Raw genomic sequence first — 14,773 nt, forward strand, 5'->3', positions numbered from 1 at the left:
TCAGCGAGACCGTCATCCGATTCGTCATGATCCAGCTCAAGGCGCGGGGCCTGGTTTACGGCCAGCCGGGTCGAGGTGTGTACGTCAGCAAGAGGGACTGACCCGGCCGCCCGCTCATCACCTGCTCATTCGTGGACGCCAGGTGCTCACATAATCCGCATTAATGCGACCTCACCCGCGCCGTCGCCCCCAGGACGTGTCGGCGCAGGTCCTGGGAGCGGGCGGCGTAGCGGTGGGCGAACAGCAAGCCGCCGCCGGCCACCCCGTACCGCGGGTTTCCGCACGAAGCGAGTGATGCGGTAGGCGTCAGCTGAGTGTTGGGAAGAGTTGCGTACCACGAAGCCATGGGTCACGGGAGCGGCCCGACCGCGAACGCTCCGACGGCAACCCGCTCAGCTGCGAGGAGCGCCTGCGGTTCCTGGCCAACCGCAGCTTCACTAGCAGCGCGGCCGCGCCGGGATGACGCACGACCGAACCGGGGGATATTGGGTGGGTACGTCACCAGCCCGCTCGGTAGTTTTGGCGGGTGCCCCCACAGATTCCGCATCCCGAGCCCGGTGTCCCGGACACGAGGGGGCCGATGCGGTACGTCTGGTGGCTGGTTCGCTGCCAACCCTGGCGGGTGCTGCGCGGCACCGTGGTCGGCACGGCGTGGATGATCGGGCTGTCGGTCCGGCCGTACCTGGTCTCCCGCGCCGTCGACGACGGACTGCGCGCGCACGACCCCCGAGCCCTGCTGCTCTGGGTCGCGGCAATCGTCGTCGCGGGGGCGGGGCTGTCGTACCTGGGCATCATGCGGCACCGCACGATGACCTTCGTCCGAGAGGACGCTACAGCCCGCTCCGCAGCGGTCCTGCTGCGCCAGTTGTCCCGGATCGGCGCGGTGCTGCCGCGCCGGCTCGCCGCGGGGGAGGTCGCCACGGTCGGCGGCTCCGACATCGGCTACACGTCGCAGGTGCTGACGATGACCGGCCCGGGCGTCGGCGCTGTCATCGCGTACGCGGTCATCGCCGTCGTGCTGTGGTCGGTCTCCCCGTTGCTGGCGCTGTGCGTGCTGCTGGGCGTGCCGGCGATCGCGCTGATCATCGGACCGCTGCTGCGCCGCCTCGAACGGGCGGAGTCCGTATACCGGCACCAGCAGGGCGTCCTCACCACCCGGGCCGGCGACATCGTGGCCGGGCTGCGGGTGCTGGCCGGGGTCGGCGGCCGCGGCCTGTTCGCCCGCCGGTACGCCGCCCGCTCCCAGGACCTGCTCGCCGAGGGCTACCGGGTCGGTGCCGTCTACAGCTGGATCGACGCGTTGACGGTCGCCATACCGGGGCTGTTCCTCGCGGCCGTGGTGTGGCTCGCGGCCCGGATGGCGGTCGCTGGCGACATCACGGTCGGGCAGATGGTCGCCGTCTACGGATACGTGGCGACGCTCATCGTGCCGGTCTGGTTCCTGCTGGAGGGCAGCTACGGGGTGATCCGGGGCCGGGTCGCCGCCCGCCGCATCATCGCCCTGCTCAACCTGACCCCGGACCACGTCGGCGGCCCGACCCCGCAGGACGTGGGCGGGCTGGGAAACGTACCCGGTGCCCGCCGGCCGCTAGCCAGGTCCGCGCCGGTACGGCCCGCGGACCTGTACGACCCTGCTTGCGGACTGACCGTGGGCGACGGTCGGCTGGTCGGCGTCGCCGCCGACGACCCGGCCGAGGCCATCGCCCTGGCCGACCGGCTCGGACGCTATGTCGTCAGCGACGTGACCTGGGGCGGCGTGCCGCTGACCGGGATCGCACTCGACCAGGTACGCGCCCGGATCCTGGTCGCCGACCACGACTCCTACCTCTTCGCCGGGACCCTACGGGACATCCTGCGTGCCCGGGAGGCGAGCGCCGACGGCCGGGCGGGGAACGGCGGCACCCTCGCCCGGGAGGGAGGCGCTGACCACCGGGTCACGGCGGCCCTGCGTATCGCGTCGGCGGAGGACGTCGCCGACGCGCTGCCGGTCGGGCTCGGCACCCCGATCGACACCCGGGCCCGCACACTCTCCGGCGGCCAGCGCCAACGGGTACGGCTGGCCCGGGCGCTGCTCGCCGAACCTGAGGTGCTGATCCTCATCGACCCGACGTCGGCGGTGGACGCGCACACGGAGGCGCGGATCGCCGAGCGGCTGCGCGCTGCGCGGGCTGGGCGGACCACCATCGTGCTCGCTACGTCACCGTTGCTGCTCGGGCACGCCGACACGGTCGCGCATCTGAGTGAGGGTCGGATCGTCGCCACCGGCACGCACGCCGAACTGCTCGAACAGGACCGGGGCTACCGGCAATTGGTGGCCCGGGGCAGCGACGCCCTCGACTCCGAAGACTTCACCGGGCCCGAGGGGGCGTTGCGGTGAGCCGGCTGCCAGTAGCGGACCGCGCCGCCGTCCGACGGGAGATGCTGGACCTCGTCGGCCGGGACCGGCGCGCGGTCCTGGTCGTGCTGGTGCTGCACGGTGCCGCCGCGATCGCCGGACTCGCCGCGCCGTGGCTGCTCGGCACAATCGTCGACCAGGTTGCCGCCGGCGCGCGCGTCGCCACCGTGGACCGCTTGGCGGTGGCGATCGGCGGATGCGTTCTGGTGCAGGCGCTGCTCTCCCGGTACGCCCAGTACGCCGGTCACCGGTTCGGGGAGCGGGCGGTTGCGCGGCTACGCGAGGAGTTCATCCGCAAGACGCTCGGCCTGCCCGTCTCCGTCGTCGAGCGGGCCGGCTCCGGGGACCTCGCCACCCGCAGCTCCGTCGACGTGTCAACCGTCGGGACCACCGTCCGCGACGTCGTGCCCACCATCGTCATCGCATCGGCGCAGCTGACGCTGCTGTTCGGGGCGATCTTCCTGCTGCACCCGATGCTCGGCCTGGTCGCGCTGGCCGGGCTGCCGCCGATCTGGGCGGCGAGCCGCTGGTACCTGCGACGGGCCAGCTCCGCCTACCTCGCCGAGGGCGCCGCCACCGCGGAGCTGACCGAGACGCTGACCACCACCGCCGAGGGCGCGCGCACCGTGGAGGCGCTGCGCCTCACCGACGACCGGATCGTCCATGGCACCGAGCGCATCGCCCGGGTGTGGACCACCCGACGGGCGACGCTCGCGCTGCGGACCGTGTTCTACACCGTGGTGGAGGCCAGCTATCCGTTGCCGATCGCCGCAGTGCTGCTGGTCGGCGGATTCTTCCTGTCCAAGGGGATGGTCTCGCTCGGTGAAGTGGTCGCCGCCGCGCTCTATCTCCAGCAGGCGATCGAGCCGTTGGACCGAATCCTGCAGTGGACCGAACAGGCGCAGCGCGGCTTCGCGTCATTCGCTCGCGTGCTCGGCGTCGGCCAGGTGCCACCGGAGCCGCCCGGCAAGGCGTCCGCGCCACCAGGGGAGCGGCTCGTCGTGCGCGGCGCCCGATTCTCGTACACCGACGGCCACGACGTCCTGCACGGCATCGACCTGGAGGTACGGCCCGGCGAGCGGCTGGCCGTCGTCGGCCCGTCGGGCGCCGGGAAGTCCACCCTGGCCCGGCTGCTGGCCGGGATCGACGCGCCGCGACACGGCGTGGTCAGCATCGGCGGCTGCCCGGTCACCGACCTGGATCCCGCCGAGCGCCGCCGCCGGATCGCCCTGGTCACCCAGGAACACCACGTATTCATCGGCTCGGTGCGCGACAACCTCGCCTTCGCCGCGCCGGACGCGTCCGACGACCAGATGCGAGCCGCGCTGGTCGCCGTCGGCGCCGACTGGTACGCCGAGCTGCCCGACGGCCTCGACACGGAACTCGGCGACGGGGCCAGGCAACTCGGGGCGGCCGATGCGCAGCAGCTCGCGCTGGCCCGGCTGGTGCTCGCCGACCCGCACACGCTGATCCTCGACGAGGCGACCGCCGCGCTCGATCCGACCACCGCCCGACGTACCGAGCGCGCGCTGGCGGCCGTGCTCACCGGCCGGACCGTCATCGCGATCGCGCACCGGCTCAACACCGCGCACGACGCCGACCGGGTCGCCGTGATGGAGGACGGCCGGATCACCGAACTCGGCAGCCACGACGAACTCGTCCGCGCCGACGGGGCCTACGCCTCCCTCTGGCGCTCCTGGCACAGCTGAGAGGTCCGTGCAGCAACGCCCGGGCCGGCTCGCCGTCGCGCCCTGCTCGCCCGATTTCCTGCAGGTAGCTGTCCGTTGTGCAGTCTTCCCTGACGCCCGCACTGAGCAGCGGCAACAGCTCGGCACGCGCGACAGCGACGTCCGATAGCTACGCGGGCGGGTTGCGTCCCGCAGGGTGGGTAGAAGCTAACTGGCTTCGACGTGCGGCGGTTCCCATGATCAGCCGGGGTCACCAACCAGCCGCCACAGGTTGAAGATCAAGCTAAGTCACTGTTGACGTACCGAAGGGCGCCGCCGCGAAGTAACGCTTCGACCATCGTCAACGCGCTGGTCAGGCTCGCGCTGCCCCAGTCAGTCCGTGACATCATTGCGCCCATGGGGAAGCAGCAGGACGTCGGCGGGCCTGATCGTCACAGCGGGTCAGGTACCACCGCCCACCGTGCGATCGGTGGGAGCGTCGACGCGCGGCTCGCCGTCGCGCAGGACCCCGCAACGCCACAGATGACCCTCATCGACTTAGCGTCCGACCCGTCGGCTGTGGTCCGTAAGGCGGTCGCGGCCCGGACCGACGCACCCGCGCAGGCACTGCGACCGCTGACCCGGGACCCTGATCGTCAGGTCCGGGAGGCCGTGGCAAGAAACCCTTCGACCTCGGTCGCCAATCTCTTGCGTCTCGTCAAAGACGCCGACCGGTGGGTCCGCTGGGCGGTCGCCGGCAACCCGGCTTGCGACGAGTCGGTTCGCCGGGTGATGTCAGAGGCACCCGACAAGGAGCTTCGTGGCCTCCTCGCGGAGATGCGGGAGTTGGAGCCCGATCTGGCCGCCAGGCTGATCGACGACGTCTCACCCGAGGTACGGGAACGACTCGCCACCCACACCCACGACCCCGACGTGATCACCGCCCTGATGGCCGATCGCACCGCACGGGTACGCAAGGGGGTCGCCCGCAACCCGCGGACCACCGCCGAGCAGCGCAGCACGCTTGCCCAGGACCCCGTAGTCGACGTCCGTGCCGCGCTGGTCCGCGCGGTCCAGCTGGACGAGGCGGATCTGGAACGCCTGGTTGACGACCGTTCGGTGCAGGTCCGACTGGCGATGGCAACATCCGAGGTCATCCCGCCGCACATCCGGCGGGCCCTCGAGCGCGACCCCGACGATACGGTTGCCGGCGCGGCGCGGGGTTTCCGCCCGGCGTCTGGCAACTCCCCAGTGATACGGGCTCCACGCGTCGGTCACCGGCCCTCCGGGACCGACCCAGGTCGACCGGGCGGCGCCGCACGCTAAGGCCGCGGCATCTCTGCCACGGCCCATACCGGGCGGGCACGTCCCGCCACGGCGAACCTACCCTGGTCCGCCACCGGGTTCCGTCGATCAACTGCCGTCTCGTCCATTTCCGCAGACGACCCCGTCAAGGCCCGTGGTTGAGTCACGGTTCAGGTGAGGGTGCTCGATCACCCGGATGACGCCAGCATGGCTGCGGGCCCGCGACGCACAGGTTGAAGATCAAGCTAGGGGGCGCTCAGGCGGTACGGCGCCGCCACAGACGGGTGGTAGAGCGCGTCACCGGCCAACGCCACATCCACACCGTCAACGTCGCCGTCAAGCAGGTATGCGCGAGACCCTGCCCGCCGGTCCAGGCCGACGCCCAGAATGGCGGCGGGAGGACATGGCCCGCCTCGGCTTCGAGTCGCGCCCAGAGGACGATCGCGTCCTCGGCCGTGACCAGTCGCACCTCCGGCACCAGCGGCACCGGGGCCAGCCGGACGCCGGTCGATGCCGGCGGTCCCGGCCGCGTACTCGGGGGCGGACAGCGCTTGCAACACCAGCGGTTTGAGGCCGGGAAGGACCGCGGTGTCGAAACGGACCGGCATTCGCCGGTCCGTGGTCTCAGCCACCGCCGTGGCGACGGGCGAGGCCTCGTCGCCCACGGCTTGGCGGAGTCAACGTCAGACCAGACGGATGTTCGCGGCCTGAAGGCCCTTCTGGCCCTGCTCGACGTCGAACTCGACCCGCTGGTTCTCTTCCAGGCTGCGGAACCCGCTCGATGAGATGGCCGAGAAGTGGGCGAAGACGTCAGCGCCGCCACCATCCTGTGCGATGAAGCCGAAGCCCTTGTCCGCGTTGAACCACTTGACTGTGCCGAGTGCCATGTCTTCTCCTTTGAGTAGCGGATGGAGCCACGTACGGGCCCTCGGTTGCCGCCGCTGCCGGTCCGGAAGAACCGGCAGGACAAAAAGCGCCTGGCGGGTTAGATATCCACCAGGCGCTGGCAAAGTATGCGACAAACCGAAGGTTGCAACCCGGTGAGGCTAGCACGGGCGCGCCGCGCGGTGCCTTCACTGTCAGCGCTGACCGCGCCGGCTACCAACCCGCGTGCCGGAAGAGAACGCCGCCGCGCCCCGTGTCGCGGACGTGGTTTCCGCGGCACTCGCCCGACGACTTTCCGAGCCTCTCCCGCGCGTTGCGCTGGCGGTCGATCCGCCCGTCGCTGTGCCCGGATTCGGGCGCCGCGTGGCGCTGTGGCCTCGTCCGTGATGTGACGCCGTCGTTGCTACGGGAGGCGTCACGAAGCGGCGCTCGCCCGGGGCGAGTTCGGTGAGCAGCGAGTCACCGGGCCCAAGCCGAGTGATCGTCGGGTTGATGCCGGCTTGGCGGGTGAGGTCGCGCACGTCGGTGACCTGGTCGTCGGTCATCAGGGTGACAACGGTGCCGCTCGCTCCGGCACGCGCGGTCCGCCCCGAGCGGTGCAGGTATGCCTTGTGCTCGGCGGGCGGGTCGGCGTGGATCACGAGAGCCACATCGTCGACATGGATACCGCGCGCCGCGATGTCGGTCGCGACGAGCGTGCGGGCATCGCCGGCGGAGAACGCCGCCAGATTGCGGGTGCGGGCGTTTTGCGCCAGGTTGCCGTGCAGTTCCACGGCGGGCACACCCGAGGCGACCAGTTGACTGGTCAGCTGCTTGGCGCCCCGCTTCGTGCGAGTGAACACGAGCGTGCGCCCCGGGGCGGCCGTCAGGTCGATCAAGACGGGGAGCCGGTCATCGTGACGCACCCGGAGCACGTGGTGGGTCATCGCGGCGACCGGGGACATCGCCGAGTCGACGCTGTGGGTGACTGGGTTGGAGAGGTATCGCCGCACGAGGACGTCGACGCCCGCGTCGAGCGTCGCCGAGAACAGCAGCCGCTGGGAGCGGGGCGGTGTCGTGTCGAGGAGTCGCCGTACGACCGGCAGGAAGCCCAGGTCGGCCATGTGGTCCGCCTCGTCGAGCACCGTTAACTCGACGGCGTCGAGGATTGCGTGGCCGGTCGACACGTGGTCGGCGAGCCGGCCGGGACAGGCGATGAGGATATCGACCCCGGCACGCAGTGCACTGACCTGTGGCCGCGCGCTCACCCCGCCGAAGATCGTCAGGGTCCGCAGCGACAGCGCGGTGGCCAGCGGTGCGATCGTCGCTTCGATCTGGGTCGCCAGCTCGCGAGTGGGCGCCAGGATGAGCGAGCGCGGGCGGCCGGGCAGCCGTGGAGACGCGGCGGCCGAGAGCCGGGCGAGGACCGGAAGAGCGAAGGCGTATGTCTTGCCCGATCCCGTGCGGCCCCGACCGAGCACGTCGCGTCCGGCGAGTGAATCCGGGAGCGTCGCGGCCTGGATCGGGAATGGCGTGCTGATGCCCGCCTGCTCGAGCGCGGCGACCAGGCGGCCGGGCACGCCGAGGTCAGCGAAGGAGGTGGGTGTGACAAGGGGTGTCTTGCTGGGGCGGCGTGCCGCCATGGGAGTCTCCGAACGTGGAAGGGGTCGCCCTGCACGGCGCTGACCGATTGGTCGCGGCGCGTGGTGGTCGACGTCAGATGCAGGCCGTGGTCGGAACCGGCGGGCGGCTTGATCAATTCTACCCACACCCCAGCCCAAGCCGTACACGATGGTTGTTTTGGGTTAGGGTTTCGCGGGCGAAGCGAAACGGATCCGTCACCCACGGCGAGCACACCGGATCCACCCCGCTCATTTTCCGCACCCGGCTTGCATGTGCAAGCGGGCGAATCGCGCGTTGGCGCGCAAACTCTGGAGCAACTGTTGATTGATGTAACCATGCATGACTCAAATCCATTCCGTGAAGCACCGGGATCGGATGCGCCTTGCGACCACATGCCTGCCGTCGACGTGAATTCGGCTGCGATGACCCGCCTGCGCACCCCGTTCGCTGTTGACGGTGACGCCGACGGAAGCCGGCGACCGCGCCCATCGCCGCTCGTTTAGGCATCACGACGCCACGGAGCCCAGCCGGTAAGGGCGACCACGCGTGTTCCGTTCGACGCGTCGCAGGTATCGAGTTCATGTGCAGGTGGATCAGCGCGTCTCCACGACCGGACCATCGGATGGGGCGGTGGCGGTGGACCGCCGCTCGGCCGTACCCGCATACATCGTCGTGTCGGCCATCCCGATCAACGTGTACCCGGTCGATCCTGCTGCCGCGACCCGCGACCGCCGCACCCATCGTGACCCCGGTCGGGGTGGTTGCCCCAGTGCAACCAGCGCGGTGTAGGCGCCGCCCGTCTCGGCCGGGGCGATGTGAGTCGAACAGCTCCTGACATGACCTGCTTGGGGCCTGATTGGATGGGTGGGAGGTATGTGCGTCGAGGCGGTCAAACGTGGCCGCTCAGAAAGGCATACGCGCGGCGTCGCGGACGCTGCGCTCCGCGGGTGCGTTCTGCGCCGACCCGGTCAGGCCTTCCGACTCTCGTCCACAATCCCTTGGTTTCCCGATCACGCCGACCGCCTTCTCAAGATCATTATGGTTCGTCTGCGTGCACGCGCTGCTATACGATCAGCAGGTGAGAATCGAGCGTCACTGGTGGAATGGGGACCGGAGTTTGCGGGGGCGTCGCGACGTCTATATCCGCAGCGACGGCCAGCGATGGGAAGTGGAGGCGCAGACCGGCGGCATCGCCGGCCGGTCGAAGTTACACGCCTGTCCGAGTCGGACGTCGGCGCAGATCCTCGCCGATGCATGGCTGGGTGTTCGTCCGGACTGGCGGGAACTGGTGCCCTGACGGCGAACGTCAGGAGCACTCCCGGCAGACCTCCCGGCCGTCGGGCTGCGCGGCGAGCTGACTGCGGTGGTGCACCAGGAAGCAACGCGGGCATCGGAACTCGTCCGGCTGCATCGGCACGACCGCCACGGTGAGTTCCTCGCCGGACAGGTCCGCGCCAGGCAACTCGAACTTCTCGGCAGCCTCGGCCTCGTCGAGGTCGACTCTCGGTGACTGCGCCGCCGCGCCGCGCGCCTTGAGTTCCTCCAAGCCGTCGTCTTCAACCTCAACCGCCGGTCGGCGCGGTGCGTCGTAATCGATGGGCTTGCTCATCGTGATGGCCTCTCCGGCTTGGTCCATGGGTGTCACGACGGTAGACCGCGCGGGTCATGTCGTGGCGCTCAAGAGAGCCGTGGAAGGGTAGCGCTCGCCCATGAAGGCGAGGGGCACCATAAGCAGTGATTGCCATTTCAACGGAGAATGACTCCGCACTCCCCCGGCCATGGCCGGTCCCGAAGGGCACTGGGAGGGACCGCAGGTCAAGGTACGACGATGCGAGCAGCGCAGCGGGGCCCAACGCCATTCAGCGCCGTTCAACGCGCCCCGCTGCTCCCGCTCTGCCCCCTGCCACCATCGCCGCGGACACCGGAAGCCGTGTACCGACGAAAGCTCCACCAACGGATCAGCCGCTTCGGCGGTTACCCCACTGGCGCGGGCTCTGGACCGAGCCCCGGCCGCCGGGGCGCTGACCCTTTCCATATGGTTGAGGCGAGGCCACCTTGCCCTTCGCGCGTCGGACAGCCCGATTTGCGTAAACGGCAACCTCGTCGGTCTCGGTCTCGGCCGTGGTTGGCCTGTCGGCATCCTCGGCGTGGACGTCTTGAGCCGGCTCAGGCTCCAGCATCGTATCTCCCTGGATTCGTGGGGTGCCCTGCGGACCGTCGCCAGCCGGCGGACGCGGACTGCTCGACGCCCGGTGGGGGCACATTGACGATATCGCAAGGCCGAGCCCGTCCGATCGACGGTCCGTAGGCCCAGCGCGGGTGGCGACCGCCGTTAGATCTGCGGCAGCCGATACGCGAACGAGAGCTGACCGGAAGGGCCACCCAACCGCCCGACTGATCTTCAAACTGCCGAGCTCACTGCCCGCCGTTTGCGACTCAAGAATCGAGGCGTAGAAACCAAAAACCGCAGGCCAACGGCCTGCGATGAAGATCGGAGCTGCTCATTAGGAAACCGATGCTCTATCCCCTGAGCTACGAGGGCGCGAGGGCCCAGCCTACCTGCCAGGGGGTGCTCACGAGTAGCCAGGAGTGCCCGCCGGTGCTCACGGATGCCAGGCGTCCCGTGCTCCGACCGATGGAGCGCACATGGAGCACACCGGTCGGCACCAGACGCGGGCATGTCCATGGCTGCCCGGCCGTGGCCACCGCTGCCCAAATGTACCCATGACTCACCGAGCGCTTTTCGAGCATGGCAGAGAGTGCAGTTGCTCGGCCGCCGCCGTCCGTCGATCTTGCGGTTTGCCGGGTAGAGGACGACCGCGATCCCGGCGGTCGTTCGGCATCGGACTCCGGATCAGAAGGTTAGGGGTTCGAGTCCCTTCGGGCGCACAGCTGCTACGCATCACCAAACACCTCACCGACGTACGAACATCACCGATCCGATGACCGGAGACGCCACGCCGGCTCCCAGCCGTCCATACGACGGCGAGCGAGTCGGACCCACTACCCGCTTCCCGCTGGCGTGATGCTGAGCCCTGGAGTGGGTACGACAAACGGTCCCTCTGGTGGAGAAGGACCGTAAGGCGATGAGATCAGGCAGCGTCCGTTTGCCGTTAGCGCTGGTGGTTCTGGTTGTGCCGGAGGGCTTCTTCGAGCTGGTCTTCGAGAATGATTATCCGGCAGGCGGCTTCCAGGGCGGTGCCTTGGTCAACCATCTCCCGGGCCCGCGCGGCAAGGCGCAACTGGTAACGGGAGTAGCGGCGGTGGCCGCCGGCCGACCGGAAGGGGGTGATCAGCTTTGCCTCGTCGAGGCGACGCAGAAAGTCCTGCGAGGCACCGGTGATCTCCGCGGCGCGGCCCATCGTGTAGGCGGGGTAGTCGTCGTCACCGAACATGTCGTCGGGTTGGGCCATACACGTACCTCTCCATGACGAGGGCCCCGGCGCTTTCCACGCCGGGGCCCGGGGTTACGGGTCAAAAACACCTCTACCGACAGGTTCGTCGGGTTGTCGTATCCGCACCTGCCGCCGTCGGCGGTTTGGGGTGCGAGGATCGCATAAGCGTGACCGGAGACCACCTCTCGTTCGATGGAAACTGCGGTGTCCGGCTCCAGAGTTGAACTGCGTCCTGGAGACGGGCGATCCAACGGTGTTCGGGCCCTCCCTTTCCTCTGCTTCCAATTTCTGTGGTGCTTGTCGTGCTGCCCGCCGGTGTCGGAGCCCCACGCGACTTCATGGCCCCGTCCACGTGCGACGGATTGTCCTGCCAGGCGAGCCCTGAACCAGCATCGGCCCACCTGCTTGCCCTGACCTGGAATTACGTCAAGGTCTTACTTTCCACTCCCACGTGCCTTACCTTGCCTTGCTGCGTGCGGTGATCAGCACTTCCACCGCTGTGCCGAGCGAGCCACGACATGTGTCCGGGGCCCTGTGTAACGCTCGGCCTGTCTCGTCTGCGTCTTCGATGATCTCTGCTGTCAACGACAGGAACACTAGCCAGGCGCGGCGGGAATGTCTAGTGGTTCGGACCTAGATTTTCTGGACGGCCGTCCCTGCTTTCAGCAGCGCATCGACGGTTGTCCCGACGGCTGGTAGCAACCGCCGTCCTGCTTGGGTGGAGCTACGTCACCGCGGTACTCGGCCGCCTCGAATTGCGCACCGGGGGGGTGTTCGCTGCTCAACGCCGGCCACGTGCCACCGCTGCTCGTCCGCGACGGCGACACCCAGGAACTGCCGCTACCCGGAACTTCCCCTGGGCATGTTCCCCGGGATCGGCTACCGCGCCGGCGAGATCACGCTGCGACCGAGAGACCGCTTGGTCGTGGTCACCGACGGCATGCGCGAGCGCAAGGCCGCCGGCCTGGACCTACCCGCAAAATTGCGGGAGATGACCGGTCTGCATCCGCGTGAGGCCGTCCGGTCGCTGGCCGACGCCGTGCTCGAGGTGGCCGGACCGGTCTTGGCCGATGATGCCGCCCTGCTGATCCTCGACTGGCACAACGGGCACAGCGAGGAACGGAGTGCCGACGCCGGTGCCGACCAGGCGCGGACCAGCGCGGCGCTGCCGGACTGACTATCCGCCGGCCACACCGTCGGTTGACGGCACGTCAGCCGCGGGCCACCTCGACGCTGTCATAGACATCGATGGCCCGATCCACTGACGTAATGCTCAGGACGCTGCGCACAGCGGGGTGCACCGCGGCGAGGCACAAACGGCCGCCGACGTCACTCAACGTCTTGAAGCCAGGAGCCGCGCTCGCAAACCTTTAACGAGCGAGCACAGGAACATGCCGTTGCGACCGGCATCCAAGGGAGGAGCACGTAAGACCGCCGGGTAGGCGGCGGGAGTCTCACCCGCCGCCCCCCACAGATCCGTACGTGACAGTCTCCCGTCATACGGCTCTTGTCGTCCTGATCATCTAGAAGGCGTTGACCCATGCCCAGTGGGCGAAGGCTTTCGGGTACTGGTCGATGATGCGCTGCCAGCCCGCCTTGGCCTTCTTGAAGGATCGAACTCGTTTGAACTTGTGGCGCAGGAACCGCATCAGGTAGGCGTTGATGCGTTGCAGGAACGGATACAGTGCGGAGCGGTTGAACCGCCCGTAGTACTGCATCCAGCCGCGCACAATCGGGTTGATCCACCGTGCGAGGTCGGCGAGGGTCTGGCCGGTTTTGCGGTCCAGTCGCCATCGGCGAACTGTCCCACTGATCTTCTTCAGGGCTTCCTTGCTGATCGCGGGCGCGAACGACGTGAAGGTCTTGCTCTCACGTTCGTTACGCGCGCCCCTGGCGCGAAACGTGTATCCAAGGAACGTGAACGCGGTGTGCTCATATGTTGCGCGCCGGTTCACGTCCTTGCAGTACACGATCTTGGTCTTGTCGGGATGCAACCGCAGCCCGACCTGAACCATCCTGTCCGCGATCGCCTCGACCAGGCGCTCGGCCTGGCCTCGGTTTACGCAATGCACCACCGCATCATCTGCATACCTTTCGAACGGGACACCCGGATGCTCCCGGGCCATCCACGCGTCGAACGCATAGTGCATGAACAGGTTCGCCAACACGGGTGACACCGCGGAACCCTGTGGAGTCCCCCGGTCTCGCCGCTGCAAGGTCCCGTCAGGTAGCTGTAGCGGCGCGACCAGCCACCGCTTGACATACAGCACCACCCACGGAACATCGGTGTGAACCTGCACCGCCTTGACCATGAGAGCATGATCGACGCTATCGAAGAACTTCTCGACGTCCAGGTCGATGACCCAGTTGAAGTCCCAGCAGCGTTGCCGGCATGCTCCCACCGCGTCCAGCGCCGACCTTCTCGGCCGATATCCGTAGGAATCTGGATGGAAGATCGCTTCGACCTTCGCCTCCAGCCTGCGCGATACCACCGTCTGGGCGATCCTGTCCGCGACAGTTGGCACCCCTAAAACCCTGGTGCCACCGCCATGCGATTTCGGTATCTCCACCGCCTTCACCGGAGGCGGAAAATAGGACCCCGACGACATCCGATTCCAGATCCGATACAGGTTGTTCTTCAGATCCGACTCGAACTCCTCGATAGTCACTCCATCCACTCCGGCTGCGCCCTTATTGGCCTTCACCTGCCGGTAAGCCTCCCACACTTCCTGCTTGGAGATCTCAAACGGCTTGCCTTCCGATGACTTCTGTCTATCCACGTGACTCCTCCCGGGAACGCCGGTTGATCAGACGAACAGACCACGAACGACCCGACCCCTTCGCTCCACCGCCGTTACAGCGGCTTCACCACTACTACGAGCCGGTCCGCCAGCACGCTCGGCGACGGTACTCAATCCCTCACGGTTTGCGCCGCTGGAGAGACTCCCTGTCGCCACCCGGAGGCAGCAGTATCCGAGCGCGCCTTCCCCTGTTCCATACGAGAGCAGCAGACCAGGCTCACGTCGCCATCCATGCCGGACACCACCTGGCCAGCAGATCGGGCACCCGCCAGATTCATCCCGGGATTGCATTGGATACCCCGGTTTCGATGCCACCTCATAAACTAACGACACCTCATCGACGATCGTCTTCCTGATCCCCACCTGACGCATCTCGTGCGCCTTTTCCACATCGCTCACCACGACGGTCTTCAGCCAACGCAGCATGTGGTGGTTTGAAGCCTCCCCCCGGCGGGTTCAGCCAGTGGAAGCATTTGCCTCGACGAGTTCGGTGAATATCTCGGAGGGCTTCTTCCAACCGTGGATCTTACGCGGTCGGTTGTTGATCTCGGAAGCGACCATCGCGAGGTATTTCGGGTCGGAGGTGATGGGGACGCCCTTGGGGAAGTACTCGCGCAGGATCCGGTTGGCGTTCTCGTTGCTGCCACGTTGCCAGGGTGAGTGCGGGCGGGCGAAGTAGACCGGCAGTCCGGCGGCGGTGATCCGGGCGTGTCCGGCCATCTC

11 protein-coding genes and 1 pseudogene are annotated in these 14,773 nt (G+C 68.2%); 5 read left to right on the forward strand and 7 right to left on the reverse strand.

Annotated features, from left to right (window positions below):
* Positions 1 to 580: 580 nt before the first annotated feature.
* From JNW87_RS22090 to JNW87_RS22100, 3 genes are all read left to right on the forward strand, one after another.
* Complete coding sequence (locus JNW87_RS22090; protein ID WP_236647402.1) at positions 581 to 2,377, forward strand: ABC transporter ATP-binding protein; 1,797 nt, start codon at positions 581 to 583, stop codon at positions 2,375 to 2,377.
* A gap of 41 nt (positions 2,378 to 2,418) precedes the next feature.
* Positions 2,419 to 4,104 (forward strand): ABC transporter ATP-binding protein, encoded by a 1,686-nt coding sequence (locus JNW87_RS22095; RefSeq protein WP_201749541.1) that lies wholly within the window; start codon positions 2,419 to 2,421, stop codon positions 4,102 to 4,104.
* Positions 4,105 to 4,854: 750 nt separating this feature from the next.
* Positions 4,855 to 5,388: a hypothetical protein gene (locus JNW87_RS22100; RefSeq protein WP_238454335.1), complete on the forward strand. Its 534-nt coding sequence runs from the start codon at positions 4,855 to 4,857 to the stop codon at positions 5,386 to 5,388.
* Here JNW87_RS22100 and JNW87_RS22105 read toward each other — a convergent pair.
* The 3 genes and pseudogenes from JNW87_RS22105 to JNW87_RS22120 form a co-directional block, all read right to left on the reverse strand.
* Positions 5,387 to 5,509 (reverse strand): annotated as a pseudogene (locus JNW87_RS22105) (transposase); the annotation flags it as partial. The gene JNW87_RS22100 and the pseudogene JNW87_RS22105 sit on opposite strands and share 2 nt — an antisense overlap.
* 541 nt (positions 5,510 to 6,050) lie before the next feature.
* Positions 6,051 to 6,254, reverse strand: a complete 204-nt coding sequence (locus JNW87_RS22115) for a cold-shock protein (protein ID WP_091456013.1) — start codon at positions 6,252 to 6,254, stop codon at positions 6,051 to 6,053.
* A 192-nt stretch (positions 6,255 to 6,446) separates the two neighbouring features.
* A complete protein-coding gene (locus JNW87_RS22120; RefSeq protein ID WP_109800998.1) occupies positions 6,447 to 7,874 on the reverse strand; it encodes a DEAD/DEAH box helicase in 1,428 nt (475 codons plus the stop codon).
* Between the two features lie 1,058 nt (positions 7,875 to 8,932).
* Between JNW87_RS22120 and JNW87_RS22125 the strand changes: the two genes are divergently transcribed.
* Positions 8,933 to 9,151, forward strand: coding sequence for a hypothetical protein (locus JNW87_RS22125; RefSeq protein ID WP_109801003.1), 219 nt, complete (start codon positions 8,933 to 8,935; stop codon positions 9,149 to 9,151).
* Positions 9,152 to 9,160: 9 nt separating this feature from the next.
* Here JNW87_RS22125 and JNW87_RS22130 read toward each other — a convergent pair whose 3' ends face one another.
* Both JNW87_RS22130 and JNW87_RS22135 read right to left on the reverse strand, forming a co-directional pair.
* Positions 9,161 to 9,463 carry a DUF4193 domain-containing protein gene (locus tag JNW87_RS22130; RefSeq protein ID WP_091634472.1) on the reverse strand — a complete coding sequence of 101 codons (303 nt, stop codon included), beginning with the start codon at positions 9,461 to 9,463 and terminating at the stop codon, positions 9,161 to 9,163.
* Between the two features lie 1,504 nt (positions 9,464 to 10,967).
* A complete protein-coding gene (locus JNW87_RS22135; RefSeq protein WP_109800999.1) occupies positions 10,968 to 11,267 on the reverse strand; it encodes a MerR family transcriptional regulator in 300 nt (99 codons plus the stop codon).
* An 844-nt stretch (positions 11,268 to 12,111) separates the two neighbouring features.
* On the opposite strand from JNW87_RS22135, the gene JNW87_RS22140 reads away from it, so the two are divergent.
* On the forward strand, positions 12,112 to 12,426 hold the full coding sequence (locus JNW87_RS22140; protein ID WP_236647403.1) for a SpoIIE family protein phosphatase: 315 nt from the start codon (positions 12,112 to 12,114) through the stop codon (positions 12,424 to 12,426).
* 346 nt (positions 12,427 to 12,772) lie between these two features.
* On the opposite strand, the gene ltrA is transcribed toward JNW87_RS22140, so the two are convergent.
* Both ltrA and JNW87_RS22150 read right to left on the reverse strand, forming a co-directional pair.
* On the reverse strand, positions 12,773 to 14,029 hold the full coding sequence (gene ltrA, locus JNW87_RS22145) for a group II intron reverse transcriptase/maturase (RefSeq protein WP_109801000.1): 1,257 nt from the start codon (positions 14,027 to 14,029) through the stop codon (positions 12,773 to 12,775).
* A 477-nt stretch (positions 14,030 to 14,506) separates the two neighbouring features.
* The coding region (locus JNW87_RS22150; RefSeq protein WP_375373531.1) for a transposase at positions 14,507 to 14,773 on the reverse strand (267 nt) is incomplete at its 5' end.

Origin of the sequence: Micromonospora sp. ATA51 (assembly GCF_016802855.1) — a bacterium.
In the GTDB taxonomy this organism is placed as follows: Bacteria; Actinomycetota; Actinomycetes; order Mycobacteriales; family Micromonosporaceae; genus Micromonospora; species Micromonospora sicca.